The organism is Sphingomonas bacterium (assembly GCF_903644135.1).
In the GTDB taxonomy this organism is placed as follows: domain Bacteria; phylum Pseudomonadota; class Alphaproteobacteria; order Sphingomonadales; family Sphingomonadaceae; genus Sphingomonas.
Genome location: NZ_CAHJXA010000039.1, coordinates 1 through 13,844, shown reverse-complemented (window position 1 = coordinate 13,844; position 13,844 = coordinate 1). Strand labels below are relative to the sequence as shown.

13 protein-coding genes are annotated in these 13,844 nt (G+C 68.3%); 8 read left to right on the top strand and 5 right to left on the bottom strand.

Annotated elements, in window-relative coordinates; translation table 11 throughout:
- The first annotated feature begins 146 nt into the window (after window positions 1-146).
- A complete protein-coding gene (locus HUU96_RS03860; protein ID WP_174291542.1) occupies window positions 147-653 on the top strand; it encodes a hypothetical protein in 507 nt (168 codons plus the stop codon).
- 45 nt (window positions 654-698) lie between these two features.
- Here the strand turns inward: HUU96_RS03860 and HUU96_RS03855 are convergent, their stop codons facing one another.
- Window positions 699-3,137, bottom strand: coding sequence for a S9 family peptidase (locus tag HUU96_RS03855; RefSeq protein WP_254604961.1), 2,439 nt, complete (start codon window positions 3,135-3,137; stop codon window positions 699-701).
- Between the two features lie 47 nt (window positions 3,138-3,184).
- Window positions 3,185-5,005: an energy transducer TonB gene (locus HUU96_RS03850; RefSeq protein WP_174291540.1), complete on the bottom strand. Its 1,821-nt coding sequence runs from the start codon at window positions 5,003-5,005 to the stop codon at window positions 3,185-3,187.
- 148 nt (window positions 5,006-5,153) lie between these two features.
- Between HUU96_RS03850 and HUU96_RS03845 the strand changes: the two genes are divergently transcribed.
- From HUU96_RS03845 to HUU96_RS03830, 4 genes are all read left to right on the top strand, one after another.
- Window positions 5,154-5,657, top strand: coding sequence for a TlpA family protein disulfide reductase (locus tag HUU96_RS03845; RefSeq protein ID WP_174291539.1), 504 nt, complete (start codon window positions 5,154-5,156; stop codon window positions 5,655-5,657).
- A 68-nt stretch (window positions 5,658-5,725) separates the two neighbouring features.
- Window positions 5,726-7,090, top strand: coding sequence for an APC family permease (locus HUU96_RS03840; protein ID WP_174291538.1), 1,365 nt, complete (start codon window positions 5,726-5,728; stop codon window positions 7,088-7,090).
- A gap of 119 nt (window positions 7,091-7,209) precedes the next feature.
- The gene (locus HUU96_RS03835; protein ID WP_174291537.1) at window positions 7,210-7,734 is read left to right on the top strand and encodes a metallophosphoesterase family protein; all 525 of its coding nucleotides are present in this window, start codon (window positions 7,210-7,212) and stop codon (window positions 7,732-7,734) included.
- On the top strand, window positions 7,731-8,354 hold the full coding sequence (locus tag HUU96_RS03830; protein ID WP_174291536.1) for a methyltransferase domain-containing protein: 624 nt from the start codon (window positions 7,731-7,733) through the stop codon (window positions 8,352-8,354). Before HUU96_RS03835 ends, HUU96_RS03830 begins: the two co-directional genes overlap by 4 nt.
- 23 nt (window positions 8,355-8,377) lie before the next feature.
- Here the strand turns inward: HUU96_RS03830 and HUU96_RS03825 are convergent, their stop codons facing one another.
- Together HUU96_RS03825 and HUU96_RS03820 are read right to left on the bottom strand one after the other, a co-directional pair.
- Window positions 8,378-8,746 (bottom strand): hypothetical protein, encoded by a 369-nt coding sequence (locus HUU96_RS03825; protein ID WP_174291535.1) that lies wholly within the window; start codon window positions 8,744-8,746, stop codon window positions 8,378-8,380.
- Window positions 8,747-8,850: 104 nt separating this feature from the next.
- Window positions 8,851-9,654: a SirB1 family protein gene (locus HUU96_RS03820; protein ID WP_174291534.1), complete on the bottom strand. Its 804-nt coding sequence runs from the start codon at window positions 9,652-9,654 to the stop codon at window positions 8,851-8,853.
- 157 nt (window positions 9,655-9,811) lie between these two features.
- Here HUU96_RS03820 and HUU96_RS03815 point away from each other — a divergent pair, with 157 nt between their 5' ends.
- The 3 genes from HUU96_RS03815 (at window position 9,812) to HUU96_RS03805 (ending at window position 13,334) form a co-directional block, all read left to right on the top strand.
- Window positions 9,812-10,213, top strand: coding sequence for a MerR family transcriptional regulator (locus tag HUU96_RS03815; RefSeq protein ID WP_217430257.1), 402 nt, complete (start codon window positions 9,812-9,814; stop codon window positions 10,211-10,213).
- Window positions 10,206-11,012, top strand: coding sequence for an NAD(P)-dependent oxidoreductase (locus tag HUU96_RS03810; RefSeq protein WP_174291532.1), 807 nt, complete (start codon window positions 10,206-10,208; stop codon window positions 11,010-11,012). Before HUU96_RS03815 ends, HUU96_RS03810 begins: the two co-directional genes overlap by 8 nt.
- A 195-nt stretch (window positions 11,013-11,207) precedes the next feature.
- A complete protein-coding gene (locus HUU96_RS03805; RefSeq protein ID WP_174291531.1) occupies window positions 11,208-13,334 on the top strand; it encodes a penicillin acylase family protein in 2,127 nt (708 codons plus the stop codon).
- 217 nt (window positions 13,335-13,551) lie between these two features.
- Here the strand turns inward: HUU96_RS03805 and HUU96_RS03800 are convergent.
- On the bottom strand, window positions 13,552-13,844 hold a 293-nt coding region (locus tag HUU96_RS03800; RefSeq protein ID WP_174291530.1), incomplete at its 5' end, for an integrase core domain-containing protein.

The window sequence follows — 13,844 nt, the reverse complement described above, 5'->3', positions numbered from 1 at the left end:
GTGTGCGCGTAACCCGCTGCACCGCCTCGGGAAAACCGCACCAGTAGGACCGAACCGCATCAAGCGGACCTGTTGTCCGCCAGGGGCCGTTCGCCACGATCGACACGCCGGCGGATCGCAAGAGCGACGGCGAGATCACCGCGACCATGCGCGGCGCGAACCATTTCGAGGCGGCGCTCGGCTCGCACGGCCGCTCGGGGCAGCAGTTCGACGTCTGGCAGGCGGTGTTCTCGCCCGTGGGGGCCGACGGCTACCCCGCGGCGATCTACGACAAGACGAAAGGCGTGATCGACAAGGCGGTGCTGGGCTATTGGCACGACCATTACGACCTCACCCACATCCTGATCCGCGACTGGGCGACGCTTGGCCCCAAGCTGGAGGGCAAGCTGCACGTCGCGGTCGGCGATGCCGATACCTATTACCTCAACGGCGCGGTCCATCTGCTCGATCAGGCGCTGGCGAAGACGCGGGCACCGCATTCGGACGCGACGTTCGATTATGGCCCCGGCGCTCCGCATTGCTATACCGGCGCAGCGCCCGACTGGGCGAAGGCGTCGCGAGTGACGGTCAACGAGCGGCTGCTACCGCCGATGATCGACCACATGCTCGCCACCGCGCCGAAGGACGCCGATGTGAAGAGCTGGCGCTACTGAGCGGGAGCGTCGGCAAGCGGGCGAGCTAACGGCCTGGCTCTACTCCTAGCGTGCCGCCACGCGTTTCGGCTTGACGTAGCGGTCGAGCCAGTCGGTCATCTGCCAAAGCACCTCCTGGGTCGACTCCATCGCGCGATAGCCGTGCGGCTCGGCTGGCAGCTGGATGTAGCGGACCGTCGCACCATTGCCCTTCAGTGCCGCATACATCCGTTCCGACTGGATCGGGAAAGTGCCCTGATTGTCGTCGGCCATGCCGTGAATCAGCAGGATCGGCACCTTGATCTGGTTGGCATAGGTGAAGGGGCTCATCTCGGTATAGGTCGGGGTCGCCTGCCAATAGGTGCGCTGCTCTGCCTGGAAACCGAAGGGAGTGAGCGTGCGGTTATACGCGCCCGAACGCGCGATGCCGGCGCGGAACAGGTCGGTGTGGGCCAGCAGGTTGGCGGTCATGAACGCGCCATAGCTGTGGCCGCCCACCGCCATCCGATCACGGTCGCCGACGCCTAGCGCGACAACCGCGTCGACCGCGGCCTGCGCGTCCTGTTGCAGCTGCTTGACATAGGTGTCGTTGGGCTCGCTGCCCACCGCGCCAACGATGGGCATCGAGGGATTGTCGAGCACGGCATAGCCCTGCGTCAGCTCAAACAGGTGGCTGATACCACGCGGGCGGACAAAGCGGTTGCCGCCGTCCACCGTCTGCCCGGCGACCGTCGCGTCGGTGAACTCCGCCGGGTACGCCCAGAGCAGCGTCGGCAGCGGTCCGTCTCGCTTCACGTCATAGCCGGCCGGAAGATAGAGGTCGCCCGACAGCTTCAGTCCATCCGCGCGCGCATAGGTGATGGTGCGCATCGTCACCTTGGCAAAGGCGGGCGCTGGGTCGGGAAGGTCCGTCACCTGCTTCGGCTTGCCGCCGCCGAGCGTCTCGACCACGTAGTTGGGCGGCAGCTTCGCGCTCTCGCGCCGTGTCAGGATGCGCTCACCACGCTCGTCGAGCAGCGCGGCCACTGGCTCGTAATAGGGCGCGCTCGTCGTCCACAGGCGCGTCTGCTCGCCGCCCGCGATCGGCATCCGCGCAAGGAAGGGATAGGCACCAGCGTTGGTGGTGCCCTCGCCGGTCACGAACACCGCCTGGCGATTGGGGGTAAAGCGCATCACCGGATGGCCGGCGGCGTTCCTCTCGACGATTGGCGCGCCCGGGTCGCCATATCGGTCCTGGTAGTTGCGCGTCAGCAGCAGGCGCGTCTCGCCCGGCCGCACCGGAGCGATCGCATAGCGATGCTCGGTCCGTGTCTTCCACTCTCGATCGACGACCAGCGCAAACTGGTCGTCGCCCCACAAGGTGCGCTCATAGCGTTTGGGAACGTCGGCGAGCTTGACCGGCGCGGCGTTGAACGGGGCAGCCTGGAGCAGCAGCCGGTCGTGGAACGCCACGGCCGCCTTGGGATCACCGCCGTCCTGCGCCTCGGCCCATAGCAGGCTCGAGGGTGCGTCCGATCGCCACGACACCTCGCGCGGCCCCTTCACCGTCGCGTCGAAATCGACCGGCAGATCATCAGCGAGCGGTCGATCGGCGATGGTGCGCACCGGCTGCCCCGCGATCGTCGACACCGCGATCTCGGTCGGGAAAAACTCGGCGGGCAAGAGGTAGCTATACGGCCGCTTGAGCCGCTCGGTCAGCAGGTAGCGCCCGTCGGGCGATACCGAGAAGTCGCTCCACAACCCCGCCGGCTTGACGATGGTTGCTGCGCCACCATCGGCACCGACGCGGATCAGGAGGCCGGTAAAATAATAGTCGAACAACGCCTCGTCATGCGCGTCGGCGAGCAGGTCCTCATAGGTCCGCGCGGCGGAGCGGCGGCCGCCGCTATCCTGGACGATCGGCCCGGCCGGCGTGGTGCTCGCGACAGGAGCAGGACCTCGCGTCGGATCGACGGTGCGTACGATCAGCGACGCGCTGTCGGGTGCCCATTCGTATGGCATACCGGCAAACGCGGCGCTGACATGGTCGGCGACAAGTCGGTGGCGGCCGTCGAGGCTCGCCGTCCATAGCGCCAAGCCATCGGCGGTCTGGACGACCATCGCCAGCCGCTTGCCGTCCGGCGACCAGCTGGCATTGGTGAACCGGGTGCCTTCGGGGAGCGATACCGTCGTCTTGCGCCCGCTCGCCACATCCTGCAGCGTCAGCGCGTTCAGCCACTGGACGCGCACCTCCGCCTGCCCGTTTGTCGCAGGGTCGATGCGAAACCCGCCCAATCGCAGGATCGGCTTCGACATATTGGCGATCGTCGGCAGGTTCTCCCGCCCCTGGATCGCCAGCATATGATGGTCCGGGCTGACCGACACGACCGGGACCGTTGCCGCTTCCAGGATGCGCGCGATAGCATCGGGCGCGCGGTGATACCCGGACGCCGGGACGGTCGCGGCGGCGAGTGCCTGACCCGGCATCGCCGCCGCGACAAACAGACCGAGTGTCAATCTGGGCATCATGTTTCCTCCGGGTCCGTGCCGTACCAGTTATTGTCAGGTCGCGCTCAGTTCGGCAGCAGGAATTTGACGGGCAGCCTCACTCCCTGGCAGGCAAGGGTGCCGTCGGGCCGGAACGAGCTGGAATAGCGCGCCTCCTTGGCGATGCCGATCGCGGCATCGTCGAAGACGAACGGCGGATAGGCGATGGTCGCGCGCTGGACGGTGGTGCGGCCGTCCGGGGTCACGTCGGCCTCGGCGATCACCCAGCCTTCGAAGCCCATCCGCACCGCTGCCATGGGGTAATCGCTCGACGAGGCACTGAGCGAACGCATGACCGGAGCAAGTCCCAGCTGCGCGCATTGCTCGCCGCTCAGCCCGGTGCGGTCAAACGCGCTGCGTGCGCCGGCGACATCGCCCTTCGCGGCCAGGACATTGGCCTGCCCGAGCAGAGCCGCCACCTTGAGCGGGTGATTGGCGGGAAGCGCGGCGTCGCTCGCCACCGCCGACTGAAGCGATGCCGCATCGTCGGGCGGCGGCGTCTTGCCGGCGGGCTGGCTGATGAGCAGACGCACCGTGTCGGCGCTGAGCGGATCGCTCGCGTAATCGCTACTCGCCAGCAACGTGCGCAGGGTAGCCCGCCAGCGGCTGACATCGCGCTGGTTAGAGCCGGCCTGGCGTAGTTCGATTAGGTGGCGGACCGACGCCGGCGCGCTTGCCGCGCGAGCTGCCGCCGCCGCCGTATCGAGCAGCGTCGCGGTTTCGTCCGAAGTCGTGACCGAACTGTTCGCCATCGCCAGCGCCACCTGGGCGATCCCGGCCTGGTTGCCCGTCGCGCGAGCCCGCTCCAGAGCGGCGCGCTGAAGCGGCAGGGCGGCCGCATCGGACAGATCGGCCCATGGCGCGGTGCCGGCGGTAGCAGCGAGCCAGGTCATGGCCGCCTCGCGCAGGGGGGCCAGGATGCCCTTGCCCTCCGCTGCCTTGCTGCATCGCAGCTCAACCCTCGTGGTGTAGCGGAACAGGGCCGGGATCTTGGCAGCTTCCTCGGCCCGCCACGACCATTCGCTCACCGCACCGGCAAATGCCACCGCGGCGCGGCGGCCGCCCGTGGCGTAGATGGGCGTCACGCCGACCACGCGCCCGTCGCTCTCCAGCGAGAACTCGACGATCGCCATGTCGTCGGGCGTCACCCCGCCCTCCCCGCAAGCCGGCGCGGCCATGATGGCGGCCCGGTTAAACGGCGTGTCCTTCATCCGTCCCGCACCGGTATAAGCAAGGTACAGGCGCGCATCATCAGCCCGCTTGTTCTGCAAGGCGGCGATCGCCAGGTCCGATCGTGTGGTAATGTCGCTCAGGCCGACCTTGTTGGTCAGTCCGCCTTGCTTGGCCAGGCTGTCCTTCAGGATGCGATAGGCCTCTGCAGCGCGACCTTCGTTCAACAACACGCGCGCATATTGGCTCTGGACGGCAGCCACGTCCTTCTTGCCAAGATCCGGCGATGCCACTGACAGTTTGCGCGCCTCGTCGGCGGCGGCCAAGGCGCTGCCGTCGCGATCGAACATCGTTACTTGCGACAAGCGCAGGAGCGGAACAATCCGGGCCGTCCCTTTGGCCATATCCGCCGCAGCCCGGTAGTGGAACGCCGCCCGATCATAGTCGAACCGATCCGCCGCCGCCGCACCAAGAGCCATCAGCGCGGTGCGAACGTCGCCGGCAAACGCGTCCCCCTGCGCCTTCAGGTTCGGCAGCCCGCGCTCGATCGCCGCCGATCCCTCGCCCGAGCGCCCGATGCGGACCAGGCACTCTCCCTTGCGCACATCCACCGCCGCGGCGAGCAGGCGGTTGCGCTTGTACACGGGCGTGCTCTCCAGCTCTCCGAACTGTGCCACCGCCTCCGTGCACCGTCCCGATTCCGCGGCGGCCGTCGCCGCGTCAAGGCGCTGCTGATTGGTGAGAACAACGTTCGGCCGCGCCGAGGACGGCGGTGCCGACGCCGCCGCTTGACCTCCGACGATCAGCGCGATCAATGTTGCGATCATGACATCCTCCCTGCTGTCGGTAGAAAAACATGGCTGGCGTCGCGTGTCGAGAGCCGCTTACTCGCGATGGACGCAAAGTTGTCTCCTGCTCGCCGCCGCGGCGATGCTTGGCGGTGCCGAGGCACCGCCGGCTTCGGTCGACCTGCCGCCCAACACGCTGCTGCTCCTCGTGGCACCATGGTGCGCGCCCTGCTGGGGAGAGTTGGCGCGGCTCGACGGACTAATCGCGGCGGCAGCGCCCCTCAACCTGCGGGTCCTGTCCATGGAGGACGGGCCGCGCGCTCGTGCGATGATCGCCGGCCTGCCCTCCGAGCGCCGCTGGACCCCCGCGGCGAGCGACCACGACAGCGTGCGCGCGGCGTTGTGGGCGCAAACACCGGGACTGCCGTTCAGCGTCGCCATCGACGGCCAGGGTGCGATCTGCGCCCGGTATGGCGGCATGTTGGACGTCTCCCGTGCTCGCGCCTTGGTGGAAAGCTGCGCTCCGATGCGCAAAAGGTGAGCGGGCGTCATTGCGCACCGCAGGACGGTCGCTAGCCTGCCGGGCATGGCGACACGATCGGGCGGCAAGTGACGGGCGATGCGCGGGCGGGGCTGACCCGGTCGCTGGGACCGCTCGGCATCATGTTCCTGTCATTCTCCGCGCTGTCGCCCGTCGTGTCGGTCTATCTGTTCGGCGCCGGGATCATCCGGCTGGCGGGAACGGGGGCGGTGCCGGCGCTGCTGATCGGCGGCACACTCGCGGCGATGGTCGGGCTGCTCTATGCGGAACTGGGTGCCGCTTTCCCGGATGCGGGCGGCGTCTATCCCAGCTTCACGGCGATCCTCGGCCCGCTCCTGTCCTATCCCTATGTCGTGATGATGCTGGTGTCGGCACCGACGACGCTGGCGTTCAGCCTGTTGGGCTTCGCCGATTATGTCCGCGTGCTCGCGCCGGCGTTGCCGGAGGTTGCGCTGGCCTGCGTGGTCGCCGCTGCCGGCGTCGCCGTGCTCAGCATCCGCAGTGGCGCGGCGATCACCGGGCTGTTCCTGGCGGTCGAGCTCGCCGCCCTCGCGACCCTTACCGGGGTGGCGCTGCTCCACCCGGCGCGCTCGCTCGTCGTGGCGGTCGCCCACCCGTCGATGCTCGTTGCCGGCACGCTTGCGCCGACGCCGCTGCCGATGATCGCGCTCGCCACCGTCGCATCGGTGTTCACCTGCGCGGGAGCGAGCTGGGCGCTCTACTTCGCCGAGGAGATGAGCGAGGCCGAACGCCGCATCGGCCGCGTCGTCACGATCATCAGCCCGCTTGCCGCCCTGCTGATTGCCGGGCCGCTGATCGCGGCGCTGCTCGGCGCGCCGGACCTGCGCGCGGTGCTCGCCGACGAGGCCCCAGTCGCCGCGGTGCTGCGCGCGACCGGTGGCCCGACGTTTGCGGCGGTGGTCAGCGCGGGCGTGCTGCTGGCGGTGTTCAACGCGATCGCGGCGACGATCATGGGCTATGGTCGCCTGTTCTATGCGACCGCGCGCGACGGGCTGTGGCCGGCACCGCTGGCCCGCGGCATCGCCCGGCTCAGCCGACGCGGCTCGCCGGTGATCGCGACGCTGGTCCTGTGCGGCGCTGCCGTTGTGCTGATGGCGCTGGGCGAGCGTGTGCTGCTGGTGCTGTGCTCTAACCAGCTGATTCTCGAGTTCCTGCTGCTGGGCGTGGCCGTGCTGGTCGGCAGGCGGCGCGGCCACACCGGCGCGCACCACCGCATCTGGCTGCACCCGGCGGTCCCCGTGCTCGCGATCCTGGTCACGCTCGGGCTGGTCGTGGCCGACTGGCTGGACCGCGACGCAGGGCGGCCCAGCCTGCTGGTGCTCGCCGCCATCATCATCGCAAGCCTCGTCTGGCGTCGGGGCCGTGGGCATTCAAACGGTGGCGTTGCGCCGGATCGGACGTCCGCGCGTTGACAGACAACACCGGGAGAGCAGCGGCGCGATGAGAAACAACAATCTGCCGGACGCGCTTGACGCTGTGTTTGCATCCGCGAGCGGGCGAGCCGCGCTCGAGATGCTCTGAGCGACGCGGCGTGGCGCTCTTCTTCACCGCCGACACCCATTTCGGCGATCACCGCACGATCAACATCCATCGTCGTCCGTTCGCGAGCGTCGCGGCGATGGATGCAGCGCTGATCGCCGCCTGGAACGCGGCGGTCGGGCACGAGGACGAGGTCTGGCATCTCGGCGATGTCGTCCGCCGCGCCGCCGACGTGGCCCCGCTGCTCGCGCGGCTGAACGGCGTCAAGCACCTGGTGCTCGGCAATAATGACGACGCCGGCGCGATGGCGGCTGCCGGTTGGGCAAGCGTCCAGCATTATGCCGAACTCACCGTCGGCGGCACGCTCGTGGTGCTCTGCCACTATCCGCTCCGCAGCTGGAACGGCCAGCATCGCCGCTCGATCAACCTTCATGGTCATAGCCATGGCCGATTGAAGCCGTTGCTGCGCCAGCACGATGTCGGCGTCGATGCGCGCGATTACCGGCCGGCGACCCTGGCGGAGATGATCGCGCCCGAACGACGCGTCGGCGATGTGGCCGAGCGGATCGCTTCGTGAGCGACGAGCTTCCCGAACTGCCCGACGGTGCATTCGCCAAGCAGGACGAGGGTGACGACCTCGCCTTCTACGCGCCGCGCCGCCTCGTCACCCATATCGACGAGGGTGCGGTCGCGGCATTGACCGCGCGCTATCGCTCGCTGCTGCCGGAGGGCGGGCGCGTGCTCGACCTCATGTCCAGCTGGGTCAGCCACCTGCCGGACGACCGCCGCTATGCCGAGCTGGTCGGCCACGGCATGAACGCCGGGGAACTGGCCGCCAATCCCCGCCTCGATCGCTGGTTCGTCCAGAACCTCAATCGCGATCCCGCGCTGCCGCTCGCCGACGGCGCGTTCGATGCGGCGCTGTGCTGCGTCGGGGCGCAGTATCTGCAGCAGCCGGTGTCGGTGTTCGTCGAGGTCCGGCGCGTGCTGGTGCCGAACGCGCCGTTCATCGTCAGCTTCTCCAACCGCTGCTTCCCGACCAAGGCGGTGGCGATCTGGCGGTCGCTCGACACCGCCGGCCATGCCGCCCTGGTACGGCTCTACCTTGAGCGGGCGGGGTTCGGCCAAGTGGCGGTCGAGGTGCTGGCTGACGGTCGGAGCGGCGATCCGCTGGTCGCGGTTATCGGCAGGGCCTGACCGTCACCAGCCGCCCCCGTCGCTTACAGCAGGTCGTACTTCACCTGGTCCGGCGCGTAGGACCAGAGCATCGGCTGGTAATCGGGCTGCGCACGCTCGTCGCCACCTGCCAGCTCCATCCACATGCCCATCTCGCGCCTGCCGAGCAGTTGCCGGTCGCCATCGTCGAGCATGACCATCTCGCCGTCGCGATAGGTGTCGATCGGCTCCCAGTTGGGCTCCCAGACCGTGCCTGCCGCATCCTGCTCCTGGTGGTGGAACGCTTCGCCGGTGACCTGCTCGTCCGCGGCCACGGGCGCGTGGTGCAGGCCGATGCCGGAGAGGCCCTCGATCTCGGCCCGGTCGACGGGCGGCAGGGTGGCGAAGTCGGGATCGAGTTTCTCATCGGCCATCGTTCATTCCCTTCGTCGCCGCGAGCAGGCGGTGGTTGCCATCGACGCGTCGCAAGCCTCAACGCCGCCGCCTGTCGACATGATCCGTGCAAGCCGTCGTGCGGCTACGACGACCCCAGCGCCTCCAGCGTGCCCGCCACCCGCTTGCGCAAGTCGGGGTCGCGCGTCACCTCCAGCATGGCGGTCAGGCTGTTGCGCGCCGCCGGCACATCGCCATCGGCCAGTTCGAGCCGGGCGCGCTCCCACCAGCCATGACCGTAATCGGGTGCCATCGCCGTCATCCGTGCGTAGAGGTCGAGCGCGCGTCGCCCCTTGCCCGCCCGCTCGGCGCGGGTCGCCTGGTTCAGCAACAGCCTGACCAGCACGGCACGGTTCGGCATCGCGGCGACATGCCGAATGACGCCGGTGCCGGCGGGATGCACCGCATTCACCATTGCCGCCAGCTGGTCGCGCTGGACCAGAATGCCGCCCCGAAAGGGGTCGACGATGACGGCGGCAGCGTCCTCGCCAATCAGGACCAGCACATGACCGGGCACATCAAGCACGTTCGCCGTCCAGCCAAGCCGGCGCGCGGCGGCGACGTAGAGGATCGACAGGCTGACCGGCAGGCCACGGCGGCGGTCGAGCACCCGGATCAGGTCGGCGTTCGCCGGATCGTCATAGGTATCGCGATCGCCGATGAAGCCGAACTCCTCCGCCAGCACCAGCGCCAGCGCATCGGCACGCTCGCGCGCGGTGTTTGCGGCGTTGCCCACGACCAGCAAGCGGATCGCGATCGCCTCGATCGTTTCTTCATAGGGCGTCAGGTCGGTGTCGGGATGGTCAAGCCGCGCCAGCAGGAGAGCGGCCTCGTCGAGGACCACCTCCTCCTCGTCGACCAGGCCGAGACGGATCAGCTCTTCACTCATGGCCGACAGATGGGAACCGGACGGCAGCTTGGAAAGCGGTGCCGGCATGTTTTGGCGCGAGCTGGCCGCGTGGCGGATCGGGAACGCTGCGCCTTGAAACTCTCCGCATCGTTTGCCATAAACGTGACGTGGACGTGATGTTTGACTGCCTGGCCGGATGTTGATGCGGATCGGCGAGATGGGCCGGCGGGCCAAGGTGACGCCGCGCACCATCCGCCATTACGAACAGCTCGGCCTGCTGCCGCGCGGGCAGCGGGAGGGTAACGGCCAGCACCGCTACCCCGAGGAGGCGATCCTGCGTTTGAAGAAGATCGAGGATCTGAAGGCGCTGGGCCTCAGCCTTGCCGAGATAGGATCGGTGATCGAGCTCTATTTCGCCGAACCGGACGAGATGAACGCCAAGACGCAGGTGCTGACGATCCTGCGCCAGCACCTCGCCGAGGCCAACCACCGCATGGCAGGGCTGGAGCGGTTCCGGTCCGACCTGACGGCCAACATTGCGCGCTTCGAGCGGTGGCTCGGTGCCCGGGATCGACACAAGGAGGACGAGCATGACTGAGATCGGCTTTATCGGTCTGGGCGATCTCGGCGCGCCGATCGCCGCCAATCTTCTGGCGGCAGGCTATGGTCTGCGGGTCCATAACCGCACGCAGAGCAAGGCCGATGCGCTGGTCGCGCGCGGGGCGGAGCGCGCGGCGCGCCCTGCCGACGCGGTGGTCCAAGGCGGCGTGTTGATGACGCTGCTCTGGGACGGCGCGTCGGTTGAGGAGGTGGTCGGCAGCGAGGACTTCCTCGACAGGCTGGGAGCTGGCGGCGTGCATGTGTCCATGACCACCATGGCACCCGAGACCTCCCAGGCGCTTGCTGCGCTCCACGCCCGCCACGGCTCGCACCTTATCGAGGCCCCGATCTTCGGCAGGCCGGAGGCGGCGGCGGCGCGCGGTCTGTGGGTGCCGGTCGCCGGACCGGCGGCGGCGAAAGCGCGCGTGCGTCCCTTGCTGGAGGCGATGGGCGCACAAGGCGTATTCGACTTCGGCGAGACCATCGGCTCCGCGTTGACCGTGAAGCTGGCGGGCAACTTCCTGATCATGTCCGCCGCGGCTTCGTTGACCGAGGCGTTGGGCATGGCGAAGAACAGGGGAGCCGACGTCGCGGCGGTGGTCGACATGCTGACCAACACTCTGTTCCCGGCACCCGTCTACCAGAGCTACGGAAAGCTGGTGGCGAGCGGAACCCCGACCTTCAACCAGAGCGCCATTCCTGCCAAGGACCTCGGCCTGTTCCAACAGGCGGCCGAGACTGCCGAGACCGCCGCCCCGATCGCGGCCATGCTCCTGGCGCGGATGCGGGATGCTTGATCGATCTTGACCACCGGGCACCAGCGCTAGCGCTCAGCGTCGATGTCGATTGGATTAGGTCTATACTCGGATCACGCTGACCACATCTACAACCCGGCGCTAGGCAGCGGCCGATAGCCGACACCACCGGATACGGCTTCACAGGCGGCTTCTATTATCTCAGGATCGGCGTCAGCCTGTGACGGAGACGGCAGCATGAGACGAGTGTGGCTGGCAGCCCTGACGGCAATGGCGTCCTCGGCGCTGGGCGGGGCGGCACCGGCACCGAGCACCGCTGGCGGCGGCGAAATCCTGTGGGACAGCTTCGGCGTACCGCACGTCTATGCCAAAACCGAGACTAGCATGTTCTACGGCTTCGGCTACGCGCAGGCGCAGGCGCACGGCAACCTGCTGCTCCACATCTATGGCGAGTCGCGCGCCAGGGCAGCGGAATATTGGGGCGCCAAGTTCGAGGCGTCGGACCGCTGGCTGATCGCCAACGGCCAGCCGGAGCGCTCGGTCGCCTGGTACAAGGCGCAGACGCCGCAGTTTCGCGCCGACCTCGACGCGTTCGCGGCCGGCATCAACGCCTATGTCGCCGCGCATCGCGACAGGCTGGACCCGGAGGTGCTGAAGGTCGGCCCGGTCAGCGGCCTCGACGTGATGGCGCACGCGCACCGCGTCATGACCTATCTCTACATCGCCTCCGAGCAGCGGGTGCTGAGCGCGGCGACCGGCGGTGGCGAGGGCGAGTACGACCCAGCCGCGGGCGCGAGCGAGCAAGACGGCTCCAACGCCTGGGCGGTCGGCCCGGCGCGTTCGGCGAGCGGCCATGCCATGCTGCTCGCCAACCCGCACCTGCAATGGGCATCGAGCTGGCAGACCTATTTCGAGGCGAACCTCTCGATGCCCGGCTTCGCCGAATATGGCGCGACCCAGGTCGGCCTGCCGGTGCTGCGCTTCGGCTTCACCCATGACGTCGCCTTCACCAACACGGTCAACACCATCCTCGGCTTCACCAGCTACAAGCTGACGCCAAGCGGTGCGGGCTATCTGTTCGACGGCAAGGCCCTGCCCTTCCAGGTCCGGCACCTGAGCTACAAGGTGCGCCAGCCCGACGGCTCGCTCAAGACCGTCGAGTGGGACCAGCGGAGCACCGTGCAGGGCCCGGTGTTCGACCTGCCGGGCGGGGGTGCGATCGCGCTCAAGGTCGCCGGCCTCGACCGCCCCGGTGGCCTCGCCGAATATTGGGAGATGGGACACGCGCGTGGCTGGCCCGACATGGAACGCGCGCTGCGCCGGTTGCAGGTGCCGATGTTCAACATCGTCTATGCCGACCGCGACGGCCACATCCTCTATCTCGACAACGGCATCCTGCCCAAGCACCGGGACGGCGACTATGCGAGTTGGTCGAAGCCGGTGGCGGGCGACACGTCGGCGACGCTGTGGACCGACATTCATTCCTATGACGACCTGCCCAAGGTGCTCGACCCCGCGTCGGGCTTTGTCCAGAACACCAACGACCCGCCCTGGGTGCCGACCTGGCCGTCGCCGCTGAAGCCGAGCAGCTATCCCGCCTATCTGTCGGCCATCGGGCCGGAGAGCCTGCGCTCGCAGATGTCGGTCAAGCTGATGGCGGAGGGGCCCAAGCCGAGCTTCGACGATTTCGTCGCGCGCAAGGTGACGACCCGCTCGCTGATGGCCGACCGGCTGCTGCCCGAGCTGGTGCCGCTCGCCGAGGCGAGCGCCGACCCCGGGTTGCGCCAGGCAGCGGCGCTGCTCAAGGGCTGGGACCATCGCTACGAGCCCGACGCGCGGGCTGCGCTGCTGTTCGAGACCTGGGCGGCGATCTTCAGCCCCAAGAACTTCACGGTGCTGAGCAACTATCGCGAGACCTGGTCGGCGGCCGCACCGATCGCGACGCCGACCGGGCTGAAGGATCCCACGGCGGCGCTGGCGATGCTGAAGCAGGCAGTAGCGAAGACGCGCGCGCTCTATGGCGCGGTCGACCGACCCTATGGCGAGGTGTCGCGCTTCACGCTGGGCGGCACCGACCTGCCCGCCAACGGCGGCTTCGGCAACACCGGCGTGTTCCGCACTATTACTTGGGGCCCGCTGACCAACGGCACGCGCACGCCGGTGCATGGCGAGACCTGGATGTCGATGGTCGAGTTCTCGACGCCGATGAAGGCGGTCGGGCTGATGAGCTACGGCAACTCCAGCCAGCCCGGCTCCCGGCACGGCGGCGACCAGCTGCCGTTCCTCGCTAGCAAGACCTTCCGCACGCTCTGGACCGAGCGAGCGGAGGTCGAACGTCACCTCGAAGAAACCACTCGCTTTTAACTGTAAAGGAGGATCCATGAAGCCCTGTCTCCTCGGCGCGCTCGCGCTCTCGGCCTCGCTCGCTACGCCCGCCCTTGCCGACCCCCATGACGGAATCTGGCAGTCGAACGAGACGAAGAGTTCTGGTCCAACGCAACTTCCCCAAAGGCCTCAAGCTGAAGATCGAGAGGCAGTGGCTGCCCAACAAGCTCGTCTACCATGCGGTTGTTGTTGCCCCCTAAAGGCCTGACGGGGCCTCGCGGGTTTGCGCGATGTACTCGCGGGGTGAACGATAGCCCAGAGCGCGATGCGGATGCACCTCGTTGTAGTGGGCGAGCCAGCTTGGCAGCTGCTCGATGACGGTCTGGGCGTCTGGTCTGGGGTTCACGCGGACATAGTCGCGTTTGAGGGTGCGGACGAACGCTTCTGCCATGCCGTTCGACTGCGGGCTGCTGACCGGGGTGGTACGCGGGATCAGCCCGATGTCGCGGGCGAAGGCTCGGGTGTCGCGCGCGACGTAGCAGCTGCCGT